12 protein-coding genes are annotated in these 13,055 nt (G+C 55.1%); 10 read left to right on the forward strand and 2 right to left on the reverse strand.

The window, feature by feature from the left end; translation table 11 throughout:
* The first annotated feature begins 3 nt into the window (after nt 1-3).
* From hflC to D9980_RS22780, 9 genes are all read left to right on the forward strand, one after another.
* Nucleotides 4-1,014, forward strand: a complete 1,011-nt coding sequence (gene hflC, locus D9980_RS22740; RefSeq protein ID WP_021807553.1) for a protease modulator HflC — start codon at nt 4-6, stop codon at nt 1,012-1,014.
* 106 nt (nt 1,015-1,120) lie between these two features.
* Nucleotides 1,121-1,321: a DUF2065 domain-containing protein gene (locus D9980_RS22745; protein WP_021179005.1), complete on the forward strand. Its 201-nt coding sequence runs from the start codon at nt 1,121-1,123 to the stop codon at nt 1,319-1,321.
* Nucleotides 1,322-1,418: 97 nt separating this feature from the next.
* The gene (locus D9980_RS22750; protein WP_065684083.1) at nt 1,419-2,717 is read left to right on the forward strand and encodes an adenylosuccinate synthase; all 1,299 of its coding nucleotides are present in this window, start codon (nt 1,419-1,421) and stop codon (nt 2,715-2,717) included.
* Nucleotides 2,718-2,936: 219 nt separating this feature from the next.
* Nucleotides 2,937-3,362, forward strand: coding sequence for a nitric oxide-sensing transcriptional repressor NsrR (gene nsrR, locus D9980_RS22755; RefSeq protein WP_024483339.1), 426 nt, complete (start codon nt 2,937-2,939; stop codon nt 3,360-3,362).
* A gap of 59 nt (nt 3,363-3,421) precedes the next feature.
* The gene (rnr, locus tag D9980_RS22760) at nt 3,422-5,941 is read left to right on the forward strand and encodes a ribonuclease R (RefSeq protein ID WP_074032086.1); all 2,520 of its coding nucleotides are present in this window, start codon (nt 3,422-3,424) and stop codon (nt 5,939-5,941) included.
* A 60-nt stretch (nt 5,942-6,001) separates the two neighbouring features.
* Complete coding sequence (gene rlmB, locus D9980_RS22765; RefSeq protein WP_021179009.1) at nt 6,002-6,733, forward strand: 23S rRNA (guanosine(2251)-2'-O)-methyltransferase RlmB; 732 nt, start codon at nt 6,002-6,004, stop codon at nt 6,731-6,733.
* 123 nt (nt 6,734-6,856) lie between these two features.
* Nucleotides 6,857-8,485, forward strand: coding sequence for an isovaleryl-CoA dehydrogenase (locus tag D9980_RS22770; RefSeq protein ID WP_121608507.1), 1,629 nt, complete (start codon nt 6,857-6,859; stop codon nt 8,483-8,485).
* Between the two features lie 395 nt (nt 8,486-8,880).
* A complete protein-coding gene (locus tag D9980_RS22775; protein WP_121608508.1) occupies nt 8,881-10,839 on the forward strand; it encodes a filamentous hemagglutinin N-terminal domain-containing protein in 1,959 nt (652 codons plus the stop codon).
* Nucleotides 10,803-11,411 (forward strand): hypothetical protein, encoded by a 609-nt coding sequence (locus D9980_RS22780; RefSeq protein WP_121608509.1) that lies wholly within the window; start codon nt 10,803-10,805, stop codon nt 11,409-11,411. Before D9980_RS22775 ends, D9980_RS22780 begins: the two co-directional genes overlap by 37 nt.
* Nucleotides 11,412-11,477: 66 nt before the next feature.
* On the opposite strand, the gene bsmA is transcribed toward D9980_RS22780, so the two are convergent.
* Nucleotides 11,478-11,786 carry a biofilm peroxide resistance protein BsmA gene (gene bsmA, locus D9980_RS22785; RefSeq protein WP_024483343.1) on the reverse strand — a complete coding sequence of 103 codons (309 nt, stop codon included), beginning with the start codon at nt 11,784-11,786 and terminating at the stop codon, nt 11,478-11,480.
* Nucleotides 11,787-11,885: 99 nt separating this feature from the next.
* Between bsmA and yjfP the strand changes: the two genes are divergently transcribed.
* A complete protein-coding gene (yjfP, locus tag D9980_RS22790) occupies nt 11,886-12,638 on the forward strand; it encodes an esterase (protein WP_121608510.1) in 753 nt (250 codons plus the stop codon).
* Between the two features lie 88 nt (nt 12,639-12,726).
* Here the strand turns inward: yjfP and D9980_RS22795 are convergent, their stop codons facing one another.
* The gene (locus tag D9980_RS22795) at nt 12,727-12,993 is read right to left on the reverse strand and encodes a DUF1471 domain-containing protein (RefSeq protein ID WP_065684089.1); all 267 of its coding nucleotides are present in this window, start codon (nt 12,991-12,993) and stop codon (nt 12,727-12,729) included.
* Between the last annotated feature and the right edge of the window lie 62 nt (nt 12,994-13,055).

Genomic DNA, 13,055 nt, shown 5'->3' on the forward strand with positions numbered 1-13,055 from the left:
TCAATGCGTAAGTCTTTCATAGTTATCCTCGCGGTGGTGTTGGTAGCCCTTTACGCCTCAATGTTTGTGGTTCAGGAAGGCGAGCGCGGCATCGTGCTGCGTTTCAGTAAAGTACTGCGCGACAGCGAAAACAAACCGCTGGTTTATGCTCCGGGTCTGCACTTCAAGATCCCGTTTATTGAAACCGTGAAAATGCTGGATGCTCGTATCCAGACCATGGACAACCAGGCCGATCGCTTCGTGACCAGCGAGAAGAAAGACCTGATCGTCGACTCCTATCTGAAATGGCGTATCAGTGATTTCAGCCGCTACTACCTGGCCACCGGTGGTGGTGACGTTTCTCAGGCGGAACTGCTGCTGAAACGCAAGTTCAACGACCGTCTGCGTTCCGAGATTGGCCGTTTGGACGTGCGTGACATCGTGACCGACTCCCGTGGCCGTCTGATGGCAGACGTGCGTGATGCGCTGAACACCGGTACCGTGGGTGACGGCGAAGAAGCCGCCGCTACCGAAGCCGATGACGCTATTGCTTCTGCTGCAGCCCGTGTTGAGCGTGAAACCAATGGCAAACAGCCAGCGGTTAACCCGAACAGCATGGCGGCACTGGGTATTGAAGTGGTGGACGTCCGTATCAAGCAGATCAACCTGCCTGCAGAAGTGTCCGATGCGATCTTCCAGCGTATGCGTGCAGAGCGTGAGGCGGTAGCCCGTCGTCACCGTTCACAAGGTAAGGAAGAGGCCGAGAAGCTCAAAGCCACCGCTGACTACGAAGTGACCCGTACCATCGCGGAAGCAGAGCGTCAGGCGCGTATCACCCGCGGTGCGGGCGATGCGGAAGCCGCTAAACTGTTTGCCGATGCCTTCAGCCAGGATCCGGATTTCTATGCTTTCATCCGTAGCCTGCGTGCTTATGAAACCAGCTTCGGCCCTGGCAACCAGGACGTGTTGGTGCTGAGCCCGGACAGCGATTTCTTCCGCTACATGAAGTCGCCGGTTGCTACGCGCAACAGATAACGTCAGCATGATGGCGATCCCCGATAGCTTTCAGGCCATGGCTTGAAAGAACAGGGGTAGAACCAAGGCCCGTTTAAACGCGGGCCTTTCTTTTTTTGGGGGAACGATGAATTCGACAATCTGGCTGGCGCTTGGGTTGGTTTTGGTGCTGGAAGGGCTGGGGCCGATGTTGTTCCCACAGGCCTGGCGTAAAATGGTTCAGACAATGTCGCAACTACCCGATGCCACGCTGCGGCGTTTTGGTGGGGGATTAGTGGTTGCAGGCTGTGTGATCTACTACATGTTGCGTGCACACACGGGGGTTTAAAGTTTAGCCGAAAAAGTACGCAATCGTATGCTAAAAGTGCTGAAACTGAAGAATTAGGGTGGTAGAATCCATTTTTAAGCAACCTGGTGATTTTAAAATGGGTAAGAACGTCGTCGTACTGGGCACCCAATGGGGTGACGAAGGTAAGGGTAAGGTCGTAGACCTACTGACTGAACGGGCTCAATATGTTGTGCGCTACCAAGGTGGCCATAACGCTGGCCACACTCTGGTTATCAACGGTGAAAAAACCGTTCTTCATTTAATTCCTTCAGGTATCCTGCGTGAAAACGTGACCAGCGTCATCGGCAACGGTGTGGTTTTGGCGCCAGACGCATTGATGAAGGAAATGGGTGAACTCGAAGCGCGCGGCATCCCGGTACGCGAACGTCTGTTACTGTCTGAAGCCTGCCCGCTGATCCTGCCTTATCACGTCGCCCTGGATAATGCGCGTGAGAAAGCGCGTGGCGCCAAAGCCATCGGCACCACTGGCCGTGGTATCGGCCCGGCTTACGAAGACAAAGTTGCTCGTCGCGGTCTGCGCGTTGGCGACCTGTTCGATAAAGCCACCTTCGCTACCAAGCTGAAAGACATCATCGATTACCACAACTTCCAACTGGTTAACTACTACAAAGTAGAAGCCGTTGATTACCAGACCACCCTTGACTATGTGCTGTCGATTGCCGATATCCTGATCGGGATGGTAGTAGACGTCTCCGAACTGCTGGACGGTGCGCGCAAGCGTGGCGACCTGATCATGTTCGAAGGTGCGCAGGGTACGCTGCTGGATATCGATCACGGTACCTATCCGTACGTGACTTCTTCCAACACCACCGCGGGTGGCGTAGCAACCGGTTCTGGCATTGGCCCGCGTTACGTGGACTATGTGCTGGGCATCGTGAAAGCCTATTCTACCCGTGTAGGTGCAGGCCCGTTCCCAACCGAACTGTTCGACGAAACCGGCGAATACCTGTGCAAACAGGGTAATGAGTTTGGTGCTACCACTGGCCGTCGCCGTCGTACCGGCTGGCTGGATGCGGTTGCCGTTCGCCGTGCCGTGCAGATCAACTCCCTGTCTGGCTTCTGCCTGACCAAACTGGACGTGCTGGACGGCCTGAAAGAAGTGAAGATCTGTGTGGGCTATCGCATGCCGGACGGCCGCGAAATGACCACCACGCCACTGGCTGCAGAAGGTTGGGAAGGTATCGAGCCAATCTACGAAACCATGCCGGGCTGGAGCGAAACGACGTTTGGTGTGAAAGATTACAGCAAACTGCCACAGGCAGCGCTGAACTACATCAAACGCATCGAAGAGCTGACTGATGTACCGGTAGACATTATCTCTACTGGCCCAGACCGTAGCGAAACCATGATCCTGCGCGATCCGTTCGACGCATAATCTGTTTACCTACTGTCACCAAACAAACCGGGCCAAGTCCCGGTTTGTTTGCCTCATGTATCCTCCCCGATGGCGTTTTCACCTCACAAAATCCCTTCGTTGCTCCGGTTGAGAGTCACCTATGCGCTAAATAATTAGCTGCGAACTCTCCGGCTGGTTTATCATCCAATAAGATAGTAAAGAAAATCGCCGAAAATCGGCAGATACCCAGAGGTAAACGTGCAGTTAACAAGTTTTACTGACTATGGCCTACGGGCATTGATCTATATGGCATCATTGCCTGCGGACAAAATGACCAGCATCTCTGAGGTTACGGAGGTGTACGGGGTTTCCCGTAACCATATGGTAAAAATTATCAATCAGCTGAGCCGTGAAGGCTTTGTGACCGCCGTACGGGGTAAAAACGGCGGTATACGCTTGGGTAAACCGGCTGAGAGCATCCGTATTGGCGACGTGGTGCGGGCGCTGGAGCCGCTTTCGTTGGTTAACTGCAGCAGCGATTTTTGTCATATCACTCCAGCCTGCCGTTTGAAGCAAGTGCTCCAGCAGGCGGTAAAGAATTTCCTTGAGGAGCTGGATAGTCACACATTGGCCGACATGGTCGAAGACAATTCACCGCTCTACAAGCTTTTGCTTGTCGAATAAAGCGTTACTGAGAAGACAAGGCTCAGCGACACCCTGCTGATGACAACGGAGGAACCTCAATGTCACAAGATCCATTCCTGGAACGAGAAGCAGAAAAATATGAATCCCCAATTCCTAGCCGCGAATTTATCCTGGCCCATTTGGCGAAACGTGAAACGCCGGCCAGCCGCGAAGAATTGGGCAATGAACTGAACTTATCCGGCGAAGAAGCGCTGGAAGCCTTGCGCCGTCGCCTGCGTGCGATGGAGCGTGATGGCCAGTTGGTCTTTACCCGCCGCCAGTGCTATGCCCTGCCGGAGCGTCTGGACCTGCTGCGTGGCACGGTGATCGGCCACCGCGATGGCTTCGGCTTCCTGCGGGTTGAAGGGCGTAAAGACGACCTTTATCTCTCCGCCGAGCAAATGAAAATGGCCATCCACGGCGATGTGGTGTTGGCTCAACCGCTGGGCGAAGATCGCAAAGGCCGCCGCGAAGCGCGTATCGTGCGCGTCCTGGTGCCCAAAACCAGCCAGATTGTTGGCCGCTACTTCACCGATGCCGGTACCGGCTTCGTGGTGCCGGATGACGGCCGCCTGAGCTTCGATATTCTGATCCCTGCCGACTCGGTCAGCGGGGCGCGGATGGGCTTTATGGTGGTGGTCGAGCTGACCCAGCGCCCAACGCGCCGCACCAAAGCCGTAGGCAAGATCGTCGAGATCCTGGGCGATAAAATGGGCACCAGCATGGCGGTGGATATCGCATTGCGTACCCATGAGATCCCGCATACCTGGCCACCTCAGGTGGAGAAGCAGGTTGCCGACCTCAGTGAGCAGGTGCCGGAAGCCGCCAAGAAAGGGCGTGTGGATCTGCGTCACCTGCCGCTGGTCACCATTGATGGCGAAGACGCTCGCGATTTCGATGATGCCGTGTACTGCGAGAAGAAACGCGGTGGCGGCTGGCGCCTGTGGGTCGCGATTGCCGATGTCAGCTACTATGTGCGTCCGCGCACGGCGTTGGATGACGAAGCCCGTAGCCGTGGCACCTCAGTCTACTTCCCGTCGGAAGTGGTGCCAATGCTGCCGGAAGTGCTTTCCAACGGCCTGTGCTCGCTCAACCCGCAGGTCGACCGCCTGTGTATGGTGAGTGAGATGACCATCTCCGCATCGGGCCGTCTGTCTTCGTTTAAATTCTACGAAGCGGTAATGAGCTCCCATGCGCGCTTAACCTACACTAAGGTCTGGCATATCTTGCAGGGCGATCAGGAGCTGCGCGAGCAGTATCATCCGTTGGTCAAACACCTGCAGGAGCTGCATGCGCTGTATAAAGTGTTGGATCAGGCTCGAGCCGAACGCGGTGGTATCGCCTTCGAAACCGAAGAAGCCAAGTTTATCTTCAACGCCGAACGCCGTATTGAGCGCGTAGAGCCAACGGTACGTAATGACGCGCACAAACTGATCGAAGAGTGCATGATCATGGCGAACGTTGCGGCGGCACGCTTTGTTGAAAAGCATAACGAACCTGCGCTGTTCCGCGTGCACGATCGCCCAAGCGACGATCACATTTCTGCATTGCGCAGCGTGTTGAGCGAACTGGGCCTGACCCTGGGCGGAGGCCTGAAGCCGCAGCCGAAAGATTACGCCACTTTGATGGACGAAGTATCGGAACGTCCGGACCGTGAAATGCTGCAAACCATGCTGCTGCGTTCGATGAAACAGGCGATCTACGATCCGGAAAACCGTGGCCACTTCGGCCTGGCGTTGGCTTCTTATGGCCACTTTACTTCGCCTATCCGTCGTTACCCGGACCTGTCACTGCACCGCGCCATCAAGTACGTGTTGGCGAAGGAGCAAGGTGAGCAGAAAGAGCGCTGGACGCCAACCGGAGGCTGGCACAGCGATCTGGAAGAGATGCTGCAACTGGGTATGCACTGTTCGATGACCGAGCGCCGTGCCGATGAAGCTACGCGTAATGTGGCGGACTGGCTGAAGTGCGACTTTATGCAGGATCACGTCGGTGAAGTGTTTAGCGGCGTTATTGCCAGCGTCACCGGCTTTGGTTTCTTCGTCCGCCTGAGCGATCTGTTTATCGATGGTCTGGTACACGTGTCCACGCTGGATAACGATTACTATCGCTACGATAATATCGGCCAGCGTCTGATCGGCGAATCTTCCGGCATGGTCTATCGCCTGGGAGATACGGTGGAGATCCGTGTTGAGGCCGTACATATGGACGAACGCAAGATCGACTTCGCCCTGGTTTCCAGCACCCGCAAACCGCGTGGTGAAGGCAAAACCGAGCGCGAACGTGCCAAGAATGGCGGCCAGCGTACGCTGCGCGACGGTGCCGGAGCGGGCCGTAGTCAGGCTCAACGTAAACGCCGTGGCGGCAAGACGCCTGCCAACTTTGAGCCAGACAGCGCCTTCCGTAAAAAAGACGGGGCCAAGGCCAAACCCGCAGACAAGGTGAAGCCAGACCCGAAGGCGAAAGCGAAAACCGATCCGAAGGCGAAAGCCAAAAAAGCGTCTGATAAAACCAAAAAGATAGCGGCCGCGACCAAAGCCAAGCGTGCCAGCAAGAAGAAAGGTGCCGAGCAGGGTTAACCTGCCGCACGTTATTATCCCCGGCCGGGTCACCCCCGGCCGCACAGTTAAAAGAGCATCATGAGCGAAATTATCTACGGTATTCACGCTGTCAAAGCCCTGCTAGACAACGATCCACAACGTTTCCTGGAAGTGTTTATTCTCAAGGGGCGTGACGATCGCCGCTTACAGCCTTTGATTGCCGAGCTGGAAGCGACCGGTATTGTGATCCAGGTGGCTAACCGCCAATGGCTGGATGAGAAGGTCGAAGGGGCCGTCCATCAGGGCATTATTGCGCGGGTGCGTGAAGGGCGGAAATATCAGGAGAACGATCTGCCTGGGCTGCTGGAAAGCGTTGAAACGCCATTCCTGCTGGTGTTGGACGGCGTTACCGATCCCCATAACCTGGGGGCTTGCCTGCGTAGTGCCGACGCTGCTGGTGTCCATGCGGTGATCGTCCCACGCGATCGCTCTGCCCAACTGAATGCGACGGCGAAGAAAGTGGCCTGCGGTGCGGCCGAGAATGTCCCATTGATCACCGTCACCAACCTGGCTCGTACCCTGCGTTTGCTGCAAGAGATGAACATCTGGATCGTGGGCACGGCGGGTGAAGCCGACCACACGCTGTATCAAAGCAAAATGACCGGCCCGATGGCGCTGGTGATGGGCGCGGAAGGTGAAGGTATGCGTCGTTTGACCCGTGAACATTGCGACGAACTGATCAGCATTCCGATGGCCGGTACGGTTTCCTCGTTGAACGTCTCGGTAGCGACCGGTGTCTGTCTGTTTGAAGCGGTGCGCCAGCGCAGCTGATGATTTAATAGGGGTGAAACCTGTCACCCCTACCTCTAATCTCCTATCTTGTGATCCCGCCAGCGGCAGAAATCCAGCTAATGACCATAATTACCCCTGAAGCGTTAATCAGGGAGCAATCTCATGGTCTGGACTACGCATACCGTCTTTAACCAACCCAAGCCCTTGGGGAACAGCAACCTTTTCCTGTCTGATACGCCGTTGCGTGAAGCGTTGCAGCGCGAGTTGGCGGGTTGGGATAGCGATGTTTTAGCCTCGCTTGGGCAACAGCTAGGCACACAGGAGTCACTGGAGTTGGGGCGGCTGGCCAATACCAACCCACCGGAGTTGCTGCGCTATGACGCCACCGGGCAACGCCTGGACGACGTGCGCTTTCATCCAGCCTGGCACATCCTGATGCAGGGGCTGGTCGCTAACCGGGTGCACAACCTGCCGTGGCAGGAAGATGCCCGTATTGGCTCCTTGGTGGCCCGTGCCGCCCGCTTTGTGTTGCACGCTCAGGTGGAGGCTGGCACGCTCTGCCCTATCACCATGACCTTTGGCGCTATCCCACTGCTACAGCGTTCTCTGCCAAAGGAGTATCAATCCTGGCTATCCCCGTTACTTTCCGATCGTTATGATCCTCATCTGCTGCCCGGTGCACAGAAGCGCGGGCTGTTGATCGGTATGGGGATGACGGAAAAGCAGGGCGGCTCGGACGTGCTGAGTAATACCACCACCGCCGTGCCGCTCGCCAGTCGCGGCAATGGGGAGGCCTATCGCCTGGTGGGCCATAAATGGTTCTTTTCGGTGCCACAAAGCGATGCCCATTTGATATTGGCACAGGCGGAGGGAGGGCTTTCCTGTTTCTTCCTACCCCGGCTCCTTCCTGACGGCACTCGCAATGCCATCCGCCTGGAGAGACTTAAAGACAAGCTGGGCAACCGTTCCAATGCCAGCAGCGAAGCCGAGTTTCAGGACGCAACGGCCTGGTTATTGGGCGATGAAGGGGATGGCGTCAGGCAAATCCTCAAGATGGGGGGGATGACCCGTTTCGATTGCGCTTTGGGTAGCCATGGACTGATGCGCCGCAGCCTTTCGGTGGCGCTGTACCATGCTCTGCAACGGCAGGCGTTTGGTAAATGCCTTATTGAACAGCCGTTGATGCGGCAGGTGTTGGCCCGTATGGCGTTACGGCTTGAGGGGCATACCGCTTTGCTGCTCCGTTTGGCGCGAGCCTGGGAAAGCCGGGGGGATGAAGGCGAAGTGGTCTACAGCCGCTTACTGACCCCGGCGGCAAAATACAGTATCTGTCATCAAGGTGCGGCATTTATCGGGGAAGCCATGGAAGTGCTGGGAGGGATTGGCTATTGCGAAGACAGCGAGCTGCCGCGTCTGTATCGAGAAGCACCGGTAAACAGCATTTGGGAAGGGTCGGGCAACATCATGTGCCTGGACGTGATGCGCAGTCTGCACAAGTTGCCTGGTGCGCTAGAGTTGCTGCAGCAGGAACTGTTGCCGGTGCGCGGGCAGAACAGGTTGTTCGATCGCGCCTGGCGGCAATGGCAACAACGTATGCGCCAACCGCGTGAAGAAATGGGGCGTTTGCTAACCCAGCAGTTATTCGATCTGTGCTGTGCCGCCCAACTGCTGCAGCATGCCAGCCCGCCAATTGGAGAAGCCTGGTGCCACTTAACTCTGGATTATCGTGGAGATAGAGTGCTGCCTGCTGAGGTGTGCGATACGCTACTCCAGCGGGCTATGGGGGGATAAACAGGAACACGGGGCTTATAGCCTAGAGGGAAATGCCATCAGATAATAGGCTGATGGCATTGGATGTATAATTTCCTGCCTGATTTCAGCTCGAATGATTAATTATAGAAATATCCCGCGTGATATTAATTTCGTGTAAGCACCCAAGATGTATTTCGGTGTGATTTTAAGGATGATTCTCGTTAATGTATGGGGTATACCCTTTTTTGGGTTCTGATTAACTAATTGGCTGAGTGGGTAACGGGTTGTATGTTACATTTTTAATGTAATGGAGATTAAGCACGGCTCGTGAGTGCCAATCTGTGCTAATTATTTATTTGGGAAAGTCTTGTTTTTATTGCAGCTTGTTCGGGGCAATCTACAGGCTTTCCTATTGTGTAAAAGGAATTAACAGCATGGCATATAGTAAACACTCGTCCACTACCGATTTATCGACACGTAAGGAAAAGCACAATTCATCTCTGCAGATGAATCTTTCACCACTCTACTTTGCCGGGCTGCTGGCTTTTGGCTGCGTCTCCGTGGCTAATGCGGCTATCGTTGCCGATGCCGGGCAGGCGTCTAGCCCCGCGGTTAATGCAGGGGCGAATGGGGCGACCGTGGTGAATATCAACGCAGCGGGTAAAGGCGGTGTTTCGCATAATATCTTCAACCAGTTCAACGTTGATAAAAACGGTGTGGTGCTGAATAACAGCGTCGATGGTGCGAATAGCCAACTGGCGGGAAGTCTTGCGGGTAATGCAAATTTAAGCGGTGGGGCGGCCTCGGTGATCCTTAATGAGGTCAACTCTAATCGGGCCAGCGTGTTAAATGGCATGGTGGAAGTTGCAGGTCAGCAGGCTCAGGTAATTATTGCTAACCCGGCCGGTATTACCTGTAGCGGCTGCGGGTTTATTAATGCTGGCAGAGCAACGCTGACCACCGGTACTGCCCAGATTGCCGATGGTGCCATACAGGGATATAAAACGGAAAAAGGCAGCATTGTTATTAATGGCAATGGCCTGAACAGCGGCGACAGTAATTATACCGATTTGATTGCTCGCTCGGTGGCGATTAATGCCGGTGTCTGGGCCAAGGATTTGAAAGTGACCACTGGCCGTAATAACGTCAATGCGGACAACACCCAGGCGACTGCGCTGGCCTCGGCGTTGGGCAGACCTGGCGTCGGGATTGACGTTGCCGCATTGGGGGGGATGTATGCTGGCAAGATCACCCTGGTGGGTACAGAAAGCGGTGTGGGTGTTCGTAATGCCGGTACCATCGCGGCTTCCACCTCAGATCTGGTGATGGACGTTAATGGTGTGCTGGATAACCGTTCAGGGACCCTATCCGCCGCACACGCCAACACACTGAACACCACAGGCACTATTAATAATACCAGGGGGAAAATCACCGGCGGGAACGGTGGTATCACTATCAATACCCTTAAAAACCGCATTACCAATACCAACGGCAACATAGCCGCCATCGGCTCTGTGAGCATCAATAGTGGGCAATTGAACAATACCAACGGTATGGTGCAATCCAGTTCACAGGTCACTATCGATACCAATGGGCAGTTGCTGACCAATACTGGTCGCAATAACGATACCGGCATTTACAGCACCTTGGGTATGACCCTGAAAACGGGTCAGTTGAACAATAACCATGGCCGGATCACCACCAGTGGTAACTCCACTATCATCAGCGGTGCACTGGATAACCGTAATGGGCAGATTTTTGCGTTTGGTTCTTCGTCGTCCGATCTGTCGATGACCGTTGGCGGCACGCTTGATAACCGTGGCGGCGAAATAGCGGCTCAACATCAGGTAAATCTGTCTACCAGCAGTACGTTGAACAATAGCGCTAACGGCAAAATGAGTGCAGGTGACGATTTTAAGCTGACAACAAACAAAGCTGCGTTCAATAACACCAACGGCTTGATTGAGTCGGCTGGGGTGTTGGATATCAACAGTGGGCTACTGACCAATAGAACCGGTAGTCTGCAAGCGACCAAGGTGCTGAACGTAAACACCAACGGCAGTAACCTGCTCAACGAGAGTGGGCAGATCTCTGCAATGGGGGATATCCAGCTCGACAATATCAACGCCATGGACAACCGGGATGGCAGTGTTAGCGGTGAGGGTAAGTTGTTGCTGCGAGCAAACAGCCTGGATAACCGCACGGGTGGGTTAACCCTGGACAAGGGCAATGACGTTCGCATCAACAATGCCCTTAATAACAACTATGGCGTGATCCGTAGCGCGCTGGGTAGCACGGAGCTGTATGCCAGCACGGTCAACAACAATGCGGGCTTGTTGGGGGGCAGGAGGTTCATGTGCATACCGACACATTGCGCAATGACGAGGGGCTGATTTTTGCCGAGAAGACGGCAGAAATAAAGGCGGCGACTCTCTATAACCGTAATGGTGAGAATTTTGGTCGAGTGATGGGCGTGCATATCGATATGCCGGAGGACACTCAGGGGGGCATTATCAGCATGGGCGATCTGAGCATGACCGGTAACCGGGTGTACAACAGTCGGGGTCTGATTGCCGCCAGCGGCGGCAACTTGAACATGAAGTATGCCGGCAACGTGGATAATAACCGCGGCACCCTTTCAAGTGTGGCTTCTCTGTCGCTGCTGGCTAACCGTCTGGATAACGGCAATGGCACGATCTCTTCAACAGGTAGCAGTAGCGTAGAAGTGACTTCAGCCTTTACCAACAGCGGCTTGGTCCACGGTAGAGAAGGGCTGGATATTCGCATCAACGGGGCATTGACCAACAGCGGTCAATTATGGTCCGAGAAGGTCACCACGATCAACAGCCAGAATTTAACTAACCGGCGCGGCGCGGTGATCGGCGGCCTGGAAGGTGTGAAACTGAATCTGACGGGGAGATACACCAATAACGGTGATGTCACTGGGCCGGTAATCAAAGAGTAATCGCGTAAATCTCTTTTACGGGTGCCTATTCAGGCACCCGTTTTTACTTATCTCTCAGAGCCAGCGCTATCGATAAAGTATCGCCTGTGAATACCACTGGCCCGGCACGATGGTTTCGCTGTTCATGATGATCATGTAATAGCGTGCCCCGCTGGCGTTAGCTTTGCGCTGGATCTCGGCTTCCACGTTCATCGGACTGCCATGCACCAGCGCGCTGATCGTTCCCATTTTCTCCAACTCGGTGGTTTGGGCGCGGGTGATCTCTTGTGCCTGAGAGGTAGGCGGTGGTGGGGGTTTGGGTGTGGTTTTAAATACGCTGCAGCCGGATAACAAACCAAACAGCAATAGGGTGATCAACGTACGGGAAAGATTCATGCTGGCCTCATTACTCTTTCGCATAGAGTAGAATGGGTTGAACTAAGGTTTCGGGCCGATTTTTGCCATCATAGAGAAGATTGAGCACAGGGGGAATACATGATCGAGATCCATGATGAGCGGGTGGGTGATGTTGCGGTGATCCATGCTGTGCCTGCCGGGCGCTATGAGCAACCGTTGCCTACGATCTTCTTCTATCACGGCTATACCTCATCGAAAGAGGTGTACGCCTATTTTGCCTATGCGCTGGCCAAGGTCGGTTTCCGGGTGGTGCTGCCCGATTGTGCGATGCACGGTGAGCGGTTTGATGGTGATGAAGCACGGCGGCTGGCGCATTTCTGGGAAATCCTCAAAAGTAACGTCGATGAGTTACCCGCGCTCAAAACGCACTTTGAGCAGCGTGGGCTAATTGCCGGGGATCGCATTGGCGTGGCGGGCGCTTCGATGGGGGGCATGACCACTTTAGGGGCATTTACCCGTTATCCTTGGGTGAAAGCGGCCGCCAGCCTGATGGGATCGGGCTACTTTACCTCACTGGCGCAGACGCTTTATCCGCCATTGGATGCGCAGGGCCAGCCGCTGGAGCAGCCCGCGCTCAAGGCGCGTCTTGCGCCCTTGGTCTCTTATGAGGTTGAACAGCATTGGGAGAGTTTTGCCGGGCGGCCACTGCTGTTATGGCATGGTGAAACCGATGATGTGGTGCCAGCGACGGAGAGTGAGCGCTTGGCCAGTGAGTTACGCCAGCGCGGCCTGGATCGGAGGTTGACCTACCTCACTGAAGCGGAAGTACGCCATCGTATTACCCCTGGGGCGTTGAACGCTACCGCAGCTTTCTTCCAGGATGCACTGTAAAAAGCCCCCGAGGGAGGGGGCAAGGCATGGCTGTTACTGATCGACCGCCTCTTGGTGCGGCAGGGTTCCCTGGTGCTGCATTTTTCGGTTAGCGATAAAGCTCGGCGCTGACGTGGATAGACGCGGTGCTGCCTGGCTCATGTAGCGCAACAATCCGGTAAGCGCTGGCGCCGCGTTGATCGGCAATCTTGTTGATTTGGGACGTCGCGTCGTCGGGCGAAACCACTTCCTGAGTCAGGCTGACGAAGCCAATGCTTTGGCGTTCTGCGGCCTGGTGTGCGGTGATTTCAGTGGCGGCCATGGCGTTGGCGGAAAGCAGCAACGCGATAGCGGTAGCGATGGTGATACGTTTCATAGGTGCCTCTCTTAACTCTTTGCTACAGCGGCGTGTCACTTGGCCCGCAGCCGATATACTGC

This window comes from Serratia sp. 3ACOL1 (assembly GCF_003668775.1).
In the GTDB taxonomy this organism is placed as follows: domain Bacteria; phylum Pseudomonadota; class Gammaproteobacteria; order Enterobacterales; family Enterobacteriaceae; genus Chania; species Chania fonticola.

Coding starts and splice junctions, on each gene's coding strand:
- hflC (WP_021807553.1), top strand. CDS start 4: ATGCGTAAGTCTTTCATAGTTATCCTCGCGGTGGTGTTGGTAGCCCTT.
- D9980_RS22745 (WP_021179005.1), top strand. CDS start 1,121: ATGAATTCGACAATCTGGCTGGCGCTTGGGTTGGTTTTGGTGCTGGAA.
- D9980_RS22750 (WP_065684083.1), top strand. CDS start 1,419: ATGGGTAAGAACGTCGTCGTACTGGGCACCCAATGGGGTGACGAAGGT.
- rnr (WP_074032086.1), top strand. CDS start 3,422: ATGTCACAAGATCCATTCCTGGAACGAGAAGCAGAAAAATATGAATCC.
- rlmB (WP_021179009.1), top strand. CDS start 6,002: ATGAGCGAAATTATCTACGGTATTCACGCTGTCAAAGCCCTGCTAGAC.
- D9980_RS22770 (WP_121608507.1), top strand. CDS start 6,857: ATGGTCTGGACTACGCATACCGTCTTTAACCAACCCAAGCCCTTGGGG.
- D9980_RS22775 (WP_121608508.1), top strand. CDS start 8,881: ATGGCATATAGTAAACACTCGTCCACTACCGATTTATCGACACGTAAG.
- bsmA (WP_024483343.1), bottom strand. CDS start 11,786: ATGAATCTTTCCCGTACGTTGATCACCCTATTGCTGTTTGGTTTGTTA.
- yjfP (WP_121608510.1), top strand. CDS start 11,886: ATGATCGAGATCCATGATGAGCGGGTGGGTGATGTTGCGGTGATCCAT.
- D9980_RS22795 (WP_065684089.1), bottom strand. CDS start 12,993: ATGAAACGTATCACCATCGCTACCGCTATCGCGTTGCTGCTTTCCGCC.